At 67.3% G+C, this 16,266-nt stretch carries 17 protein-coding genes; 13 read left to right on the plus strand and 4 right to left on the minus strand.

All coding sequences use genetic code 11. From position 1 onward, the window contains the following. Positions 1 to 15 precede the first annotated feature (15 nt). From ACPCUW_RS24770 to ACPCUW_RS24790, 5 genes are read left to right on the plus strand one after another with little or no spacing between them, the layout of a single operon-like run. Positions 16 to 954 (plus strand): DUF4129 domain-containing protein, encoded by a 939-nt coding sequence (locus ACPCUW_RS24770; RefSeq protein WP_423427397.1) that lies wholly within the window; start codon positions 16 to 18, stop codon positions 952 to 954. A gap of 5 nt (positions 955 to 959) precedes the next feature. After that, the gene (locus ACPCUW_RS24775) at positions 960 to 1,454 is read left to right on the plus strand and encodes a hypothetical protein (protein WP_104391239.1); all 495 of its coding nucleotides are present in this window, start codon (positions 960 to 962) and stop codon (positions 1,452 to 1,454) included. 49 nt (positions 1,455 to 1,503) lie between these two features. Then, entirely contained in the window at positions 1,504 to 2,466 is a 963-nt protein-coding gene (locus ACPCUW_RS24780; protein WP_030517297.1) for an AAA family ATPase, read from the plus strand. Then, a complete protein-coding gene (locus tag ACPCUW_RS24785; protein ID WP_063010078.1) occupies positions 2,463 to 3,737 on the plus strand; it encodes a DUF58 domain-containing protein in 1,275 nt (424 codons plus the stop codon). Before ACPCUW_RS24780 ends, ACPCUW_RS24785 begins: the two co-directional genes overlap by 4 nt. Further along, positions 3,734 to 4,183 (plus strand): hypothetical protein, encoded by a 450-nt coding sequence (locus ACPCUW_RS24790; protein WP_423427399.1) that lies wholly within the window; start codon positions 3,734 to 3,736, stop codon positions 4,181 to 4,183. The genes ACPCUW_RS24785 and ACPCUW_RS24790 overlap by 4 nt, the downstream gene beginning before the upstream one ends. Positions 4,184 to 4,454: 271 nt before the next feature. Here ACPCUW_RS24790 and ACPCUW_RS24795 read toward each other — a convergent pair whose 3' ends face one another. Next, a complete protein-coding gene (locus ACPCUW_RS24795; RefSeq protein WP_030517294.1) occupies positions 4,455 to 5,318 on the minus strand; it encodes a MaoC family dehydratase in 864 nt (287 codons plus the stop codon). 124 nt (positions 5,319 to 5,442) lie between these two features. Further along, positions 5,443 to 7,146 carry a 3-oxosteroid 1-dehydrogenase gene (gene kstD / locus ACPCUW_RS24800; protein WP_423427401.1) on the minus strand — a complete coding sequence of 568 codons (1,704 nt, stop codon included), beginning with the start codon at positions 7,144 to 7,146 and terminating at the stop codon, positions 5,443 to 5,445. A 152-nt stretch (positions 7,147 to 7,298) separates the two neighbouring features. Between kstD and ACPCUW_RS24805 the strand changes: the two genes are divergently transcribed. The 6 genes from ACPCUW_RS24805 (at position 7,299) to ACPCUW_RS24830 (ending at position 12,261) form a co-directional block, all read left to right on the plus strand. Beyond that, positions 7,299 to 8,084, plus strand: coding sequence for a 2-keto-4-pentenoate hydratase (locus ACPCUW_RS24805; RefSeq protein WP_423427402.1), 786 nt, complete (start codon positions 7,299 to 7,301; stop codon positions 8,082 to 8,084). Between the two features lie 10 nt (positions 8,085 to 8,094). After that, entirely contained in the window at positions 8,095 to 9,006 is a 912-nt protein-coding gene (locus ACPCUW_RS24810) for an acetaldehyde dehydrogenase (acetylating) (protein ID WP_030517291.1), read from the plus strand. A 13-nt stretch (positions 9,007 to 9,019) separates the two neighbouring features. After that, positions 9,020 to 10,072, plus strand: coding sequence for a 4-hydroxy-2-oxovalerate aldolase (gene dmpG / locus ACPCUW_RS24815; protein WP_036497546.1), 1,053 nt, complete (start codon positions 9,020 to 9,022; stop codon positions 10,070 to 10,072). A 252-nt stretch (positions 10,073 to 10,324) separates the two neighbouring features. Next, positions 10,325 to 10,810 carry a hypothetical protein gene (locus ACPCUW_RS24820; RefSeq protein WP_146165143.1) on the plus strand — a complete coding sequence of 162 codons (486 nt, stop codon included), beginning with the start codon at positions 10,325 to 10,327 and terminating at the stop codon, positions 10,808 to 10,810. A 162-nt stretch (positions 10,811 to 10,972) separates the two neighbouring features. Then, positions 10,973 to 11,734 (plus strand): TetR/AcrR family transcriptional regulator, encoded by a 762-nt coding sequence (locus tag ACPCUW_RS24825; protein ID WP_423427405.1) that lies wholly within the window; start codon positions 10,973 to 10,975, stop codon positions 11,732 to 11,734. 119 nt (positions 11,735 to 11,853) lie between these two features. Then, positions 11,854 to 12,261, plus strand: a complete 408-nt coding sequence (locus tag ACPCUW_RS24830) for a cupin domain-containing protein (RefSeq protein WP_063010204.1) — start codon at positions 11,854 to 11,856, stop codon at positions 12,259 to 12,261. Between the two features lie 139 nt (positions 12,262 to 12,400). On the opposite strand, the gene ACPCUW_RS24835 is transcribed toward ACPCUW_RS24830, so the two are convergent. Together ACPCUW_RS24835 and ACPCUW_RS24840 are read right to left on the minus strand one after the other, a co-directional pair. Then, positions 12,401 to 12,718 (minus strand): hypothetical protein, encoded by a 318-nt coding sequence (locus ACPCUW_RS24835; RefSeq protein ID WP_423427407.1) that lies wholly within the window; start codon positions 12,716 to 12,718, stop codon positions 12,401 to 12,403. After that, a complete protein-coding gene (locus ACPCUW_RS24840; RefSeq protein ID WP_423427409.1) occupies positions 12,718 to 13,941 on the minus strand; it encodes a Rieske 2Fe-2S domain-containing protein in 1,224 nt (407 codons plus the stop codon). Before ACPCUW_RS24840 ends, ACPCUW_RS24835 begins: the two co-directional genes overlap by 1 nt. 225 nt (positions 13,942 to 14,166) lie before the next feature. On the opposite strand from ACPCUW_RS24840, the gene hsaA reads away from it, so the two are divergent. Beyond that, positions 14,167 to 15,336 carry a 3-hydroxy-9,10-secoandrosta-1,3,5(10)-triene-9,17-dione monooxygenase oxygenase subunit gene (gene hsaA, locus ACPCUW_RS24845; RefSeq protein ID WP_195072940.1) on the plus strand — a complete coding sequence of 390 codons (1,170 nt, stop codon included), beginning with the start codon at positions 14,167 to 14,169 and terminating at the stop codon, positions 15,334 to 15,336. Next, on the plus strand, positions 15,336 to 16,217 hold the full coding sequence (hsaD, locus tag ACPCUW_RS24850) for a 4,5:9,10-diseco-3-hydroxy-5,9,17-trioxoandrosta-1(10),2-diene-4-oate hydrolase (RefSeq protein ID WP_030517283.1): 882 nt from the start codon (positions 15,336 to 15,338) through the stop codon (positions 16,215 to 16,217). The genes hsaA and hsaD overlap by 1 nt, the downstream gene beginning before the upstream one ends. Positions 16,218 to 16,266: the final 49 nt, after the last annotated feature.

The following is a 16,266-nucleotide window of genomic DNA, read 5'->3' on the forward strand; positions in this document are numbered from 1 at the left end:
TTCTGGGAGAGGCCCGTGGCCGGGGTGAGAACGGCGATACCACGCGCGATCGGGCTGATCGCACTGATGGCGTGCGTCGTCTTCGCGCTGCGCGGATACCTGCCGGGTACCGGCGGTCCGCATGCACCGTCTCCGCCCTCGGCGGTGACGGTGGCACTCATGCCGGTGCTGTCGCTGGTGTCGGTGGTGATCCTGCTGGCCGGGGTACTGACCAGCCAGCACCACCTGCCGCTGGCGATGGCCGAGGTCGACCGTGACCGTAAGCGGCAGCCGTTCCGGTTGGGCCGGTTCGGGATCGTGGTCCTCATCGGCACCGCGGTCGCGGCCGTGCTGACCGCGATCGTCTGGGCGGTGTATCTGCTCGCCGGCGGGCGCGAGGAAGCCGTCGCGCCGCGATCGAATCCGCCCGCCACCGCACAGCAGCCCGAAACCACCGCGCCGCCGACCACCCAGCCGTTCTCCGGCAGCCCGGAGCTGAGCGGTCACGCCCTGCTGTTCGTCGGCGCATGCGCCGCGGTGCTGGTGGCGGTCGCGATCCTCGGTCTCGGCGTGGTGGCCTTCGGCGCTCGGGACCGCCGGGGCGCGCCGGCGCTGCTGCCCCCACCCGTGGCCGCCGATGCGCCGGTCTCGCTGGCGCAGGTCGCCGAGATGGGCCTGGCCGCGATGATGGCCTCGGGCAAGGACGCGCGCGCCGCGATCATCGCCTGCTACGTCGCGATGGAAAGCGGTCTGGCGCAGGCTCGCGAGGTGGCGCCACTGATCTCCGATACCCCCTCGGAGGTGCTGGCCCGGGCCTTCGATCGGGGTGTCCTGCACGACGCCTCGGCCCGCGAACTCGTGACGCTGTTCGAGGAGGCCCGGTTCAGCCCGCATTCGATCCTGGAATGGCAGCGCATGCGCGCCGAACAACTGCTGCGTATCGTGCTGGCGGATCTGCAGGGGGCGCGGCTGTGACCCGGATGACGATCGCGGTCGGCGCGGTGCTGATGATCGCGCTGATCGAGCTGGTCGGCCTGAGCAACCAGCGCGAGATGCTGCCGATTCTGGTCGGGGTGCCGGTACTCGGCGCCCTGGCACTACTGCTGTGGTCGCTGGTCGAGCGTTCTCGGGCCCAGGCCCGCGCCGACCTCGACGACCACGACTTCGAGAACGGCCCGGCCGAAATGCTGAGCCGCTGGCACGCGCGGGCACAGATGCTCGCGACCCGTGCCGACGGCACCCGGGCCGATTGGGATCGCTATCTGCGCCCGCTGCTGGCCAAGGAGTTCGAACTGTCCAGCGGGCATCGGATCGCGAAGAACCGCAAGGCCACCGAGGCCGCCGGACGGCTGCAGTTCGGACCGGAACTGTGGCGCTGGGTGGATCCGGCCAATTCGTCGCCGCGTGATCAGACCTCGCGCGCGCCGGGCCGGGCAGCACTGGACGAGATTCTACGTCGCTTGCAGAGCATGTGAGCTGCTTGCAGAACATGTGAAATGGGTTGGAACTAGTGCGAGATCGGATATGACGACACCTTTGGATGTGACCATCAAACGCACCGATGCGGTGCTGCGGGAGATCGCCCGCGTCGTGGTCGGCAAGCGCGATGAGCTGCAGCTGATCATGGTCGCGGTGCTATCGGGCGGCCACGTCCTGATCGAGGACCTACCGGGCTTGGGTAAGACGCTCATCGCCCGATCTTTCGCCACCGCATTGGGGTTGGACTTCACGCGCGTGCAGTTCACCCCGGATCTACTGCCCGCGGACCTCATCGGTTCGACCATCTACGACATGGCCTCGGGGCGGTTCAATTTCCGCCGCGGGCCCGTGTTCACCAACATGCTGCTCGCCGACGAGATCAACCGCACACCGCCCAAGACGCAGGCCGCACTGCTGGAGGCGATGGCCGAGGGGCAGGTGAGTATCGACGGCGAAACCTTCCCGCTGCCGCAGCCTTTCATCGTGCTGGCCACCGACAACCCGATCGAGTACGAGGGCACCTATCCGCTGCCCGAGGCCCAGTTGGACCGATTCGCCATGCAGTTACGGCTGGGATATCTGTCGGAGAAGGACGAGACCCAGATGATCCGCCGCCGGCTCGAACGCGGCGCGGTCACCCCGCAGGTGGGTCAGGTGGTGGACGCGCAAGGTCTGGTGGAGATGCGCCAGGCGGTCGAATTCGTCACCGTCCACCCGGATGTGGTGACGTATGTGGTCGCCCTGGCCGCCGCCACCCGCGGTCATCCGCAGGTCGAGGTGGGTGCGAGCCCTCGCGCCGAACTGGATCTGGTGCAGATGGCGCGGGCCCGGGCGCTGCTGCTGGGGCGCGACTACGTGATCCCCGAGGATGTGAAGGCGCTGGCGGTTCCGGCCATGGCGCACCGGATCACGCTGCGCCCGGAGATGTGGGTGCGCCGGATCCGCGGCGAGGACGTCATCTCCGAATTGCTGCGCCGCCTGCCCGTACCGCGCGCGACGGTGACATGAGACATCGCGATACCACCTCGGCGAGCGAGGTCGATCTGCGCTGGCGGCCCGCGCCACTGGTGTACATGCTGGCGGTCGCCGCCGCGGTCGCGCTGGTGCCGGCGATCATGCTGGAGCGCTGGCAGCTGGCGGTCTTCGCGGCGCCGATGCTGGGTGTGCTGGCCACGGCGCCGATTCAGTTGTCGCGCACCAGGATTCAGATCGACGGCGGGGGAGTGCTGCGCTGCTTCGAATCCGAGGAGGTCGAACTCGCGGTCGCCGCCTTCGTCGAACAGGGGCATGCGCTGCTGCGTTGTCGCCCCGAGGAGGCGAACGGACTCGAGGTGCGCGTGGAGGAGTCGTCCGATTCCGGACCGGCTCCGGCGGGCCTGCGGTTGGCGCTGTCCACGCAGCGCTGGGGCCGCTATCCGGTGACGGTGCGGCTGACGGCATTGAGCCCGGCCGGTCTGGCCCAGGCCGCGGCGAGTGTCGCGGCCGGCGAGGTCTACGTATATCCGATCGCGGACCCACAGCGAATGCGCCTGCCGCGCACCGAACTTCCGGAACGGATCGGTACCCATCTGACCCGCCGGCACGGTCCGGGCGTGGAATACGCCGATATTCGCGCCTACGCTCCCGGTGACGAATTGCGCATCGTCAACTGGCCGGTGAGTGCGCGTCGCGGCCGGTTGTACGTCACCCAACGGCTCACCAATCGCGCCGCGGATGTCGTTGTGCTGGTGGACACCTCGCTGCAGGCGCCGGGTCCGGCCTCGGATTCGATGGAGCTGACGGTGCGCGGCGCCGCACAGGTCGCGCAGACCGCGCTGCAGGCGGGCGACCGTACCGCCGTGGTGTGCCTGGGCCGCGCGCCGCGCTGGCTGCGGCCCGATATCGGACGCCGCCAGTTCTATCGCATCATCGACACGGTGCTCGGCGTGGGCGACGAGCACATTCCCAATGTCGGCACGCTGGCCCCGCATTCGGCGGTACCGATCGGCGCGGTCGTGGTCGCGTTCTCGACCCTGCTCGACACCGAATTCGCGCTGGCGCTGATCGACCTGCGCAAACGCGGACATGCCGTAGTGGTGGTCGACGTGCTGCGCGGCACGCCGTTCAAGGACGGCCTGGATCCGACGCTGGCCCGGATGTGGCAGTTGGAACGCACCGCGATGTATCGCGACATGGGCACGGTCGGTGTGGATATCGTGCCCTGGCCCGAGGGGGCTCGCCTCGACCAGGCGATGCGCCTGCTGCCCGAACATCGGCGAATGGTGCGGGTGAAGCGATGACGAGATTTCTGGCCGTGCTGTCCGGGCTGCTGCTGACCACCGCGGTGGGCATCGTGCTGCCGTGGGCCGCGATTCCGGTGTTCGTGACGGTGGTCGCGGGCTGGTGGTTCCGATCGGTCGCGGTGGTGGCGGTGCTGATCGCGCTCGGTGCGCTGGCGTGGGCCGATACCGGGGCACTGGCCGCCGCCGGGACGGGTCTGGTCGCCACCACCTATCTGCTCAACACCGCCACGTTGCACGCCCCGGCGGGTGTGGTTCCCACCACACTGCCCTCGGTGATCGGCGCGCTCGGATTCGCCGCCGCGGCGGTGCTCGCAACGCTGATTCCGGGACGGCTGGCCTGGCTGCCGCTGGCCGCGCCCGTGCTGGTCATCGTCCTGTACGCCGCGATCGTGCAGGGCCTGACAGTGCGCGAGGATGCCCCGGATTCGGCGGAACCGACGTAGTCGAACGAGCGTGATATACCCCACAACCAGGATGTTTGCCCTACTACGCGATGTCGTGGTTTCCTACTACACCTTGTAGTCTGATGGCATGTGGATTATCCCGATCATCGCTGTCATCTGTTCCGTCGCGATCGCCGGCCTGTTCGCCACCGGCTTCCCGGACTGACGCCGACAGGCACCGCCCGGAACATCAGCGAACCGGGATAGGACGAAACCGCCCGACCGGCACTGCCGGTCGGGCGGTTTCTCGTTCGGCGGCGGGTAGCCGGTGTCAGGCTGAGAAACTCAACCGCACATCACTCAGCACGGGGGCGTCCTCGCGTTCGACCACGGTGGCGCCGATGACGAGTTCGTCACCCTCGCGCCAGATCCGCGACCGGATCGTCTCGCCCGGATACAGCACGCCCGCGAACCGCGCCCGGAAGCCGGTGACCCGGCTCGCGTCCGAGTCCAGCACGGTGTCGGTCGCGGTCTTGCACACCAGACCGTAGGTGCACAGGCCGTGCAGGATCGGATTGGGAAAGCCTGCGGCGCGGGCGAATTCGGGATCCGAATGCAGTGGGTTGCGGTCACCGCACATGCGGTACAGCAGCGCCTGCTGCGGCAGTGTCGGGGTGAGCACCTCGAAATCCGGGGTCCGATCGGGCAGTTCGGCCTTGGTGCTCGGGCCGCGCTCACCACCGAAACCGCCCTCGCCCTTGGCGAAGATCGAGGAACGCGCCGTCCACAGCGGCTGCCCGTCGGATCCGGTGATCACCGTCTCGTGTGCGATCACCGCCGCCGACCCCTTGTCCCACACCTCGGTGATCCGCCCGGTGCTGCTGGCCTTGCCCTCGGCCGGAATCGGCCGGTGCACAACGATTTCCTGGCTGCCGTGCACGACCTTGGCCAGGTCGATCTCCACGCCGGGATAGCTCACCTTCGGCGGTTCGGTGACCCGCATCGTCGGTGCGACGGTCGCGAAGGTCGGCAGCACCTGCGGCTCCCGATCGTCGAGATATCGCAGTTCACCCGGATCGGTCCAGCGGGTACCGGCGCTCAGGCCCAGGTGGTACAGCTGCACATCCGACGGCGTCCAGGAGAACTCCTGGGCCGGAAGTTCCGCTCCCAGAGCGGTTTTCAAGTCAATCGGCATGATGTTTCCTTACTCCGCCACGTCGCGATCGCACCCGCGGCGACCGAGGGCGTCCCCGGTGCGCCCGGCTCCATTCGTCTCGGCCGGGCCGGGCGCACGGTAGGGGATGTCCCACTGAACGGTTTTACTTGCTCGCCGCGCCGGTGGGGGCCTTCTCCTCGCGCGCCTTCTCGACGATATCCATGACCGCCAGATAACCGAAGGTCAGCGCGGGTCCGATGGTCGCGCCGGGACCGGCGTAGGTGTGGCCCATGACCGGGGTCGAGGAGTTGCCGGCGGCGTAGAGGCCCTCGATCACGCTGCCGTCCGCCCGCAGCACGCGCGCCGCGGTGTCGGTGACCAGGCCGCCCTTGGTGCCCAGGTCGCCGGGCACGATCTTAGCGGCGTAGAACGGGCCCTGCACGAGGGCCGCCAGGCACGGGTTCGGCTTCACCGTCGGATCGCCGTAGTAGCGGTCGTAGTGGCTCTTGCCGCGCCCGAAGTCCTCGTCCACGCCCTTTTCCGCGAAGGCGTTGAAGCGGGCGACGGTGGCGGCGAGATTGTCCGCCGGCACGCCGAGACGCTGGGCCAGCTCCTCGAGGGTGTCGGCCTTGACGATGTTGTCGTTTTCCATCCAGCGGGACGGAAAGCGCTGGCCCGGCTGCAGCCCGGCGAAGATGTAGCGGTTGCGGTAGCGCTGGTCGAATACCAGCCAGGCCGGGATGTTCTCGCCCGGACCGTCACCCTGACCCCATTTGCCGCCGTACATGGTGTGCACGGCCTCGACGTAAGGAGCGGACTCATTACCGAATCGCTTACCGTCGGCGTTCACCATGATCGCGCCGGGCAGATTGCGCTCGGCCAGCGCGAACCACGGCTTGCCGCCCTTGAAGATGGTCGGCCCCCACCAGGCGTCCTCCATGAATCCGATGTCGCCGCCGACCTCCATACCGGCCCGGATGCCGTCACCGGTGTTGGCCGCGGCGCCCGTGGTCCACTCGGTGGTGATGGGCTTGCGCTGGTACTGCTCGCGCATCTCGGCGTTGTGCTCGAAACCACCGGTGCCCAGCACCACGCCGTAGCGGGCCTTGAAGATCGTCGGCTCGCCGTCGACGGTCGCCTCGACACCCACGACCCGGTCGCCGTCGGTGATCAGCTTGGTCAGCGGGGTGTCGAGCAGCACCGGGACATTCGCGTCCATCAGGCCCTTGCGCATCGCGGCGATGATCGCCTGGCCCATGCCGACGATGTGCTTGCCGGTGAATTTCGCCAGGTAGGTGCGGGCGCCGACGCGCATGGCCCGCATCATGCCCTTCGGGTGGCGGCGGATCAGGTTCAGCCGGACGAAGTCGGTCTGCATGACCACGACGTTCAGCGGGGCCTTCGCATACGGCGGTTCCAGCTTGGCCGCCTCGGCGCCGAGCGCCTTCAGGTCGAACGGCTTCGGCTCGCAGGAGCGGCCGGAGCCCAGGCCACCCGGGGCCTCGGGGTGGTAGTCGGAGTAGCCGGGGACCCAGGTCATCCGGAGCGGGCTGTGATCGAGAACGAAGTCGAAGGCCTCCGCGCCGCGATCGATGTAGGTGTCGATCTTCTCCTTCGGCACCACGTCACCGATGATGCCGTGCAGGTAGCGGCGGGCCTCCTCCCGGTCATCGGGCCGGCCGGACGCCTGGAGCGCCTTGTTGCCGGGGATCCACACACCGCCACCACTACGCGCGGTCGAACCGCCGTAGTGTGCGGCCTTCTCGATGAGCACCGCACGCAGGCCGTGGTGCGCGGCGGCGAGGGCGGCGGTCATCCCGGCGGCGCCGCTGCCGACCACCACCACGTCGTATTCCCGATCAGTCATGTAGAACACGTTATAGAATCGGATCAGGTTCGGTCTATATTGGTCTGGCAGATGGGACTGCTGACACGAGAAAATGCAGGAAAACTCGTTTCAGTTTGTATCCCGCTCACCGGCTGGTCACCAGACCGAGCGCCCCAATGGAAGGAACAAGCGTGCTGTCCGACGCGGTACGGAATGAACTGGCCGCGGAGCTCGCGGTCGCCGAACGAGACCGGGTGCCGATCGATCCGCTGGTCACGCGGTATGCGGCGATCGATGTGGTCGACGCCTATGAGATTGCGCTCATCAACATCCGGCAGCGGCTGGCCGACGGCGCGAAGGTGGTCGGCCACAAGGTCGGGCTCTCCTCGAAGGCCATGCAGGAGATGATGGGCGTCGACGAACCCGACTACGGCCATCTGCTCGCCGATATGCAGGTGTTCGAGGATGTTCCGGTCGACACGTCGAAGTACCTGTTCCCGCGCGTCGAGGTCGAGGTCGGCTTCGTGCTGGGCGCGGATCTGCCCGGCGAGGAGTGCACCGAGGCCGACGTGCTGGCCGCGACGGTGGCCTACGCCCCCGCCATCGAGTTGATCGACACCCGCATCAAGAACTGGAATATCGCGTTGTGCGACACCATCGCCGACAACGCCTCCTCGGCCGGCTGGGTGCTCGGTCCGGAGCGGGTGGCCCCGGATGCCTTGGACATCAAGGCGATCGACGCGACGCTGACCCGCAACGGCGAGGTCGTCGCGCAGGGTCGCAGCGACGCGGTGCTCGACGATCCGACCATCGCGGTGGCATGGCTGGCCCGCAAGGTCGCCTCGTTCGGGGTGCGGTTGAAGGCCGGCGACATCGTGTTGCCGGGTTCCTGCACCCGTGCCATCGACGCCCGCCCGGGTGACGACTTCCATGCCGAGTTCGCTGGACTCGGTTCCGTCCGTTTGACATTCAGCTGAGGGAGATCAAGTGACTGACAACGGGAAGGTGACAGCCGCGATCGTCGGCTCCGGCAACATCAGCACCGATCTGCTGTACAAGCTGCTGCGGTCGGAGCGGATCGAGCCGCGCTGGATGATCGGTATCGATCCGGACAGTGAGGGGTTGAAGCGCGCCCGCGGGCTGGGTCTGGAGACCTCGCACGAGGGCGCCGACTGGCTGCTCGCGCTGCCGGAGAAGCCGGACATGCTCTTCGAGGCCACCTCGGCCTACGTACATCGCGAATACGCGCCGAAATACGAGGCGGCCGGTATCCGCGCGGTGGATCTGACCCCCGCCGCAGTCGGCCCGGCGGTCGTGCCGCCGGTGAACCTGGGCGCGAATATCGACACCCCGAACGTCAACATGATCACCTGCGGTGGGCAGGCGACGATTCCGATCGTCGCGGCCGTCTCGCGCGTGGTCGAGGTGCCCTATGCCGAGATCGTCGCCTCGGTGTCCTCGGTCTCGGCGGGTCCGGGTACTCGCGCCAATATCGACGAGTTCACCAAGACCACCAGCAAGGGTGTGGAGACCATCGGTGGTGCGAAGCGCGGTAAGGCGATCATCATCCTCAACCCGGCCGAGCCGCCGATGATCATGCGCGACACAATCTTCGCCGCCATTCCCGAGGATGCCGACACCGATGCGATCAGCGAATCCATCCACAAGATGGTCGCCGACATCCAGGAGTACGTGCCCGGCTACCGCCTGCTCAACGAACCGCAGTTCGACGAGCCGAGCGTGATTTCCGGTGGGATGGCGAAGGTTTCGGTCTTCGTGGAGGTCGAGGGCGCGGGCGACTTCCTGCCGCCCTACGCCGGCAACCTCGACATCATGACCGCCGCCGCCACCCGGGTGGGCGAGGTCATGGCCGAACAGATCCTCACGGCTCGGGTCTAGGAGGGACCAGATCATGAACTACGTATTGCAGCCGTTCTCCCAGGAACTCGACGTCCGCGTCACCGACACCTCGCTGCGCGACGGTTCCCATCACAAGCGTCACCAGTTCACCGCCACCGAGGTGCGCGATATCGTCGCGGCCGTCGACGCCGCGGGCGTGCCGGTGATCGAGGTGACCCACGGTGACGGCCTGGGTGGTTCTTCGTTCAACTACGGGTTCTCCAAAACCCCTGAGCAGGAACTGATCACGATCGCGGCGCAGACCGCGAAGCAGGCCAAGATCGCGGTTCTCATGCTGCCCGGCGTGGGCGTCAAGGAGGACATCAAGATCTCCCAGGACAACGGCGCGTCCATCGTCCGCATCGCCACCCACTGCACCGAGGCCGACGTCTCGATCCAGCACTTCGGGTACGCCCGCGACCTCGGCATGGAAACCGTCGGCTTCCTGATGATGTCGCATTCGCAGCCGCCGGAGGTGCTCGCGAAGCAGGCGCGCATCATGGCCGACGCGGGATGTCAGTGCGTCTACGTCGTGGACTCCGCCGGTGCGCTGGTGCTGGACCAGGTGTCCGACCGCATCGCCGCGGTCGCCGCCGAACTCGGTGACGACGCCCAGGTCGGCTTCCACGGCCACGAGAACCTCGACCTCGCCGTCGCCAACTCGATCTACGCGGTGAAGGCCGGCGCCAAGCAGATCGACGGCAGCGCGCGGCGTTTCGGCGCCGGTGCGGGCAACACCCCGGTCGAGGCGTTCGTCGGCGTCGCCGACAAGATCGGCATCAAGACCGGTATCGACTTCTTCGCGATCGCCGACGCCGCCGAGGATGTCGTGCGCCCGGCGATGCCGCAGGAATGCCTGCTGGACCGCCAGGCCCTGATGATGGGCTACGCCGGGGTGTACTCGAGCTTCCTCAAGCACGCCGAGCGTCAAGCCGAGCGTTACGGCGTCTCGGCGGCCGAAATGCTGGTGCGCGCCGGTAAGCGCAAGCTGGTCGGCGGCCAGGAGGACCAGTTGATCGACATCGCGCTGGAACTGCAGCGGGAGAAGCAGGGCGCCTCCGCCTGAATATGTCGGAAATGACGGGCCGCGAACGGTATTCGTTCGCGGCCCGTTTCAGCGTTCGATCGATCGTTCCCGCGGAGGCGAATTCACCGGGGCGCGCGACGGATGGTGAACGGCAATTTCGAGGTGACCACGTGTGTTAACGCGTGGGTTCTTCCACGCGATCCGGATACGGGTCTGGGAGGCGCTGTACTCTTGCGCGGCAGGCAATTCTGCTCTCGGGTTATGCGCGCGGACGAAAACATAGGAGTTGCTGTGAACATACGAGCGTTGATCGGCGGGTCTGTTGCCGCTGTTGCGATTTCGATGGCCGGTGGGGCGGTGGCAGGTGCGCAACCGTTCGTCGCCGCGAACGGGCCCACGGTGCAGAACCCGGCGGATTATCTGGTGGGTGACACGGTGTATTTCAGTGCCGGATACGCCAATTGCTCGATGCACCCGAACGGTGATGTGGGCTGTGATATCAGCCCCGGAATCGCCTACCTGTTCGGAATTCCCATCAACAACGTCGCCATCGATCTGCCATTCCTCCCGGCGCATCCGACCTTCGGTCTGACCGGCCCGCTCGGACGCGCCGGCAGCCGCTCCATCGACTCGGGGCCCGCGTCCGACGGCTACGACTACGGCGGCGTCATCAACTACGGCGGCGCCACCTGCAGTGCCGGTGGACGCGGTGCCGTGCAGTGCAGCTCGAAGGGACACACCTTCAACTTCGGCTGGTCGGGCACCAACCTCAGCTGACGGCAGCACGGAACCGGCTCAGCGGGCCGCGAACGCTCCGACGTTCGCGGCCCGCGGTCGTTCGTGCGGCCGGGCGGATCGACCGGGTCGTTTCGATCGGCGACCGGGAACAGGCAGGTTGATACACTCGCGTATCCACGTGTCCATGGAGAGGAAGCGTTCGTGACGTCGGTCGGTGCGCGGAATTCGTCCGAGGCCGGGCGCGGCCGGACATCGCAACGCCGCCGCGACGCATCGGCCGAATCGGGGACGCCGGGAGGGGCCGCTTCCGTCGGTGATGTCGCCGGTCCGAGGGGCGTAGCGACGCGTGAACCGCGAAGGACCAAGCGGCGGGCCGAAACTCGGCAGCGGTTACTCGCCGCCGCCTTCGACGCTTTCGCCGAAGAGGGGTTCGGTCGCTGCACGGTCGAGCAGATCTGTGAGCGCGCCGGGTTCACCCGGGGTGCGTTCTACTCCAACTTCAGCTCGCTGGAAGAGCTGTTCCTCGCGATGTGGGAGCTGCGCTCGGCCGAGATGCTGCGCGAGCTGGCGGGAGTGCTCGAGTCGGAGACCGGCGCCGACGTCCAGGACCTGCGCGCCGGTGTGGAGCAGGTGCTGCGGGCGGTTCCGCTGGACGACAAGTGGTTTCGCATCACCGCCGAATTCACCGCCCACGCCCTGCGCAATCCGCCGCTGCGGCGGGTGATGGTCGCGCGGGAGAACGCCATCGTGGCGGCCCTGCTGCCGGTCCTGGAGGCGCTGCTGAACCGCGCCGGACGCACCGTCACCGACCGCGAGGGCCTCGGCCGCGCGGTGGTCGCGGTGCACGACGGAACCTCGCAGCAGTGCCTGCTCGAACCGGACGACCCCGCCGTCCGAGAACAGCGCACCACTCTGTTCACTCACGTCGCGATGGCCTACAGCGTGGGGCGCGACGCGCGATGACCCACCGCCGGAACGTCTGCGCCGATCCGCGGCAGCGAGCCGGCGCCACGCCGCCGAGTTCGCGGCGTCGGCCGTAGCCGCGCACAATCCGGGGGACGACAACTGTGCAGGAGGCGACGATGTCCGAACGACCCGCGCTGGCCGAGGCGCTGGATCTGCAACCGCATCCCGAAGGCGGCTGGTTCCGCGAAACCTACCGCAGCCCGGTCGAATTCGAGCCGGACGGCTACGACGGGTCGCGTGCGTCCGCCACCGCCATCCACTTTCTGCTGTTGCCGCACGAACGTTCCGCGCCGCATACCGTGCGCTCGGACGAGATCTGGCTGTGGCAGCGCGGTGGTCCGCTGCTGCTGAACATCGGCGGCGACGAAGTGATTCTCGGCCCGGACGTCGAGCGAGGCCAGCTCCTGCAGGCCGTGGTTCCCGCCGGCGTCAGCCAGGCCGCACGTCCGGCCGGCGACGAATATGTGCTGGTGAGCTGCGTGGTCGCGCCCGGATTCGATTTCGCGGACTTCCGGCTGGACTGATCGCCGGGTGAACAAATCGTGCAAACCTCGGTGATTCGGCGCGATTTCGGCCTTTCGCGCGGAGGTTTGCACGAATAGTTCAGGCCCGCCCACCGAATCCCTGTCGGATACGGTGGGCGGGCCTGAGCAACACGCCTGCCTACTCGTCGATCGCCAGGATGCCCTCATCGATCGCATACTGGATCGACTTCTCCAGGTCCGGGCACGGATCCGGCCGCCCCGGCCCGGCCAGCTTCGCGAAGACCGGGCAGTGTTCGGCCGGGCTGACCGTCCACTGCACCGAGCGCTGGTGCGAGGAGGACTTGCGGACCAGGACTTCCACTCCGCATGCCCGGCAGGCCACCGGCGTCAGGCCGTCTTCGAGATAGCGCTGCTTGTCGACGGCCGTCTGGGCACGCACCTGTTCCCGGCGTTCCGGGCGGTCCGCGAAATCGGGTGCTTTGGCCCAGGAGACCATCAGGCACCCGCCTCCTGCTTGACGGCAGGGTTCGTCTTGCCGGCCGCCTCTTCTTCTTCCTTCTTGCGCCGCAGATTCTCGGCGACCTCGGCCTCCCAGTGCTCGTTGGCCTTGGTGGTGTCGACCTCGAATTCGAAGCGCTGCACCATCTTCGGGTCGATATCGGCGACGTCGACGTAGAACTGGTCGTACCAGCGGCGCAGCTGGTAGACCGGGCCGTCCTCCTCGCAGAGCAGCGGGTTGTCGATCTTGGACTTGTGCTTCCAGATCTCCACGTCCTGCAGGAAGCCGTCGCCGAAGAAGTCGGTCATGGACTTGGCCAGCTTCTGCGCCGTCTCGTCGTCGATGCCCTTGGGCTTCTCGACCGACAGGCCGTACTGCAGCACGAACGAATCCTGCGTGACCGGGTAGTGGCAGTTGATCAGCTGGACCTTGATCTGGTAGCCGCCGTAGATATTGGTCAGCGGATTGATCATGTAGGACGGGCCGAAGTAGGACGCCTCCGACTTCAGCAGCGTCTCCCCGCCGTACTTGGCGGCCATGCCGATGTCCGGACGGCCCTTGGTCTCGAGGAACTGCGTGGCCACGTGGCCTTCGAAGACGTTCTTGAAGTACGTCGGGAAGGCGAAGTGGATGTAGAAGAAGTGGGCCATGTCCACCACGTTGTCCACGATCTCGCGGCAGTTGGCGCCCTCGATCAGCATCGTGTTCCAGGTGAACGGGGTCCAATCGCTGTTGCGCTCCTCCACCGGGTTGCCGTCGGCATCGGTGTAGGGCCCCTCGATGTAGGGGATCGTGACGTCGTCCGGCGGCGGGTTGCCCTCGTGGTCGTGCCAGACGTACAGCTGGCCGTTGCGCTCGAGGGTGGTCCAGGCGCGGGTACGGGCCAGCGGTGGCACGCGGCGCGCATAGGGGATCGAGGTACAGCGGCCGTTGCCGCCCCAGCGCCAGTCGTGGAACGGGCACGCGATGGAGTCGCCCTTGATCTCGCCCATGCTGAGATCGCCGCCCAGGTGGCGGCAGTAGGCGTCGAGCACCTTCAGCTCGTCGTCGCTGTCGGCCCACACCACGAGTTTGGTGCCGAAAGCCTGCACGGCATGCGGCTTACCGTCGCGAAACGTCTCGGCCAGGCCCAGGCAATGCCAGCCCCGCGCGTACCGCGTCGGTGTCGAGCCGACGTCGATCTCGCGGACCTTCCCGCTCCGCTGTGCGGTTTCTGCCATCGTCATCCCTCCTCTGGAAGTACTAGAACACGTTACAAAATTGAGCGGCCCAGCGCCAGCTATTCCGTTGACTACCAGGCAAAGGTGTTCGTTGTGGGACAATGAACACCCGTTCTCGACATAAATAAGAACGTGTTCTAGTCTCAAGACAAGTATCGGTTCCGCAGAACGGAATGCGACCGATACACCCGTTCCGATTTCGACCAGGCAGGAGCAGCCCCCGAGATGACGCAAGAAGTAACCGAGCGGGTCGAAGCACTGTTGCCGAAGCTGCGCGAACAAGCGCAGGAGGCAGAAGATCTGCGCCGCATCCCAGACGAGACCATGAAGGCGCTGCAAGAGACCGGTTTCTTCAAGCTGCTGCAGCCGCGCCAGTGGGGCGGATACGCCGCCGACCCGGTCGTGTTCTACGACACCGTGCGCAAGATCGCCAGCGCCTGCGGTTCCACCGGCTGGGTGGCCGGCATCATCGGCGTGCACAACTGGCATCTGGCGCTGTTCGACCAGCAGGCACAGGAAGAGGTCTGGGGCGAGGACACCCAGGTCCGCATCTCCTCCTCCTACGCCCCGATGGGCGCCGGCGTGGTGACCGAGAGCGGCGACGGCTACATCGTCAACGGCTCCTGGGCCTGGTCGTCGGGTAGCGACCACGCCACCTGGACCTTCGTCGGCGGTCCGGTGATCAAGGACGGCAAGCCGGTCGACTTCGGCAGCTTCCTGGTTCCGCGCACCGACTACCGCATCGACGACGTGTGGAACGTGGTGGGCCTCAAGGGCACCGGTTCCAACACGCTGGTGCTGGAGAACGTCTTCGTGCCGCGGCACCGGTTCCTCAGCTACAAGAGCATGAACGATCTGACCGCGCCGGGTCTGCAGCAGAACACCGATCCGGTCTACAAGATGCCGTGGGGCACCATCCATCCCACCACCATCTCCACGCCGATCGTCGGCATGGCCTACGGCGCGCTGGACGCGCACGTGGAGCACCAGGGCAAGCGCCTGCGCGCGGCCTACGCCGGTGAGAAGGCCAAGGACGACCCGTTCGCCAAGGTGCGCATCGCCGAGGCCGCCAGCGATATCGACGCCGCGTGGCGTCAGCTGTCGGGCAACGTCGCCGACGAGTACAAGCTCCTGGTCGCCGGCGCGGAGATTCCGTTCGACCTGCGCGTGGCTGCGCGCCGCGATCAGGTCCGCGCCACCGGCCGGGCCATCGCCTCGATCGACAAGCTGTTCGAGAGCTCGGGTGCGACCGCGCTCGCGAACGGCACTCCGCTGCAGCGGTTCTGGCGTGACGCGCACGCCGGTCGCGTGCACGCCGCCAACGATCCCGAGCGCGCCTACATGATGTACGGCACCCACGCGTTCGGGCTGCCGGTCACCGACGGGATGGTGTGATGACCGCCGTTTCGGAGCTGACCTACGAGTCCACCTCGAAGTTCGCCCAGGTCCGCCCGGATCTGAAGCTGCACTACCACGAGGCCGGCGAGGGTAACGGCCCCACCATCGTGCTGTTGCACGGCGGCGGTCCGGGCGCCTCGTCGTGGTCGAACTTCGCGCGCAACATCCCGGTGCTGGCGCAGCACTTCCACGTGCTGGCCGTGGACCAGCCGGGCTTCGGGCAGTCGGACAAGCCGACCGATCACCCGCAGTACTTCGTGCACAGCGCCTCGGCGCTGAAGGATCTGCTCGACACCCTGGGCATCACCGACCGCGTTCACCTGCTGGGCAATTCGCTGGGCGGCGGCGCGGCGGTGCGGTTCGCCCTCGACTATCCGGACCGGGCCGGCAAGCTGGTGCTGATGGGTCCGGGCGGACTGAGCACCAACCTGTTCGCCCCGGACCCCACCGAGGGTGTCAAGGCGCTGGGCAAGTTCAACGTCGAGCCCACCCGCGACAATCTGGAGAAGTTCCTGCGGATCATGGTCTTCGACCAGTCGCTGATCACGCCGGAACTGCTCGACGAGCGCTTCGCCTCGGCCAACACGCCCGAAGCGCTGGCCGCGACCCGCGCGATGGGAAAGTCGTTCGCCAGTGCGGATTTCGAGAAGGGCATGCTGTGGCGGGAGGCCTACAAGCTGCGCCAGCCGGTGCTGCTCATCTGGGGCCGTGAGGATCGGGTGAATCCGCTCGACGGCGCGCTGGTGGCGCTGAAGACCATCCCGCGCGCGCAGCTGCACGTGTTCGGCGGTTGCGGGCACTGGGCGCAGCTGGAAAAGTTCGACGAATTCAACCGGCTGGCAACCGATTTCCTCTTCGGTGTGAAGGAGGCCCGATGACCTACCATGGCGCAGCCGGTCATCGGGCCGACCGGGTGCGGGTGTCCCG

This window comes from Nocardia sp. AB354, assembly GCF_049538315.1.
Classification (GTDB): Bacteria; Actinomycetota; Actinomycetes; order Mycobacteriales; family Mycobacteriaceae; genus Nocardia; species Nocardia nova.

Excerpts from the sequence above, each read along its gene's own strand:
- ACPCUW_RS24775 (WP_104391239.1), top strand. The coding sequence starts at position 960 with ATGACGATCGCGGTCGGCGCGGTGCTGATGATCGCGCTGATCGAGCTG.
- ACPCUW_RS24780 (WP_030517297.1), top strand. The coding sequence starts at position 1,504 with ATGACGACACCTTTGGATGTGACCATCAAACGCACCGATGCGGTGCTG.
- ACPCUW_RS24785 (WP_063010078.1), top strand. The coding sequence starts at position 2,463 with ATGAGACATCGCGATACCACCTCGGCGAGCGAGGTCGATCTGCGCTGG.
- ACPCUW_RS24790 (WP_423427399.1), top strand. The coding sequence starts at position 3,734 with ATGACGAGATTTCTGGCCGTGCTGTCCGGGCTGCTGCTGACCACCGCG.
- ACPCUW_RS24795 (WP_030517294.1), bottom strand. The coding sequence starts at position 5,318 with ATGCCGATTGACTTGAAAACCGCTCTGGGAGCGGAACTTCCGGCCCAG.
- kstD (WP_423427401.1), bottom strand. The coding sequence starts at position 7,146 with ATGACTGATCGGGAATACGACGTGGTGGTGGTCGGCAGCGGCGCCGCC.
- dmpG (WP_036497546.1), top strand. The coding sequence starts at position 9,020 with ATGAACTACGTATTGCAGCCGTTCTCCCAGGAACTCGACGTCCGCGTC.
- ACPCUW_RS24830 (WP_063010204.1), top strand. The coding sequence starts at position 11,854 with ATGTCCGAACGACCCGCGCTGGCCGAGGCGCTGGATCTGCAACCGCAT.
- ACPCUW_RS24835 (WP_423427407.1), bottom strand. The coding sequence starts at position 12,718 with ATGGTCTCCTGGGCCAAAGCACCCGATTTCGCGGACCGCCCGGAACGC.
- ACPCUW_RS24840 (WP_423427409.1), bottom strand. The coding sequence starts at position 13,941 with ATGGCAGAAACCGCACAGCGGAGCGGGAAGGTCCGCGAGATCGACGTC.
- hsaA (WP_195072940.1), top strand. The coding sequence starts at position 14,167 with ATGACGCAAGAAGTAACCGAGCGGGTCGAAGCACTGTTGCCGAAGCTG.
- hsaD (WP_030517283.1), top strand. The coding sequence starts at position 15,336 with ATGACCGCCGTTTCGGAGCTGACCTACGAGTCCACCTCGAAGTTCGCC.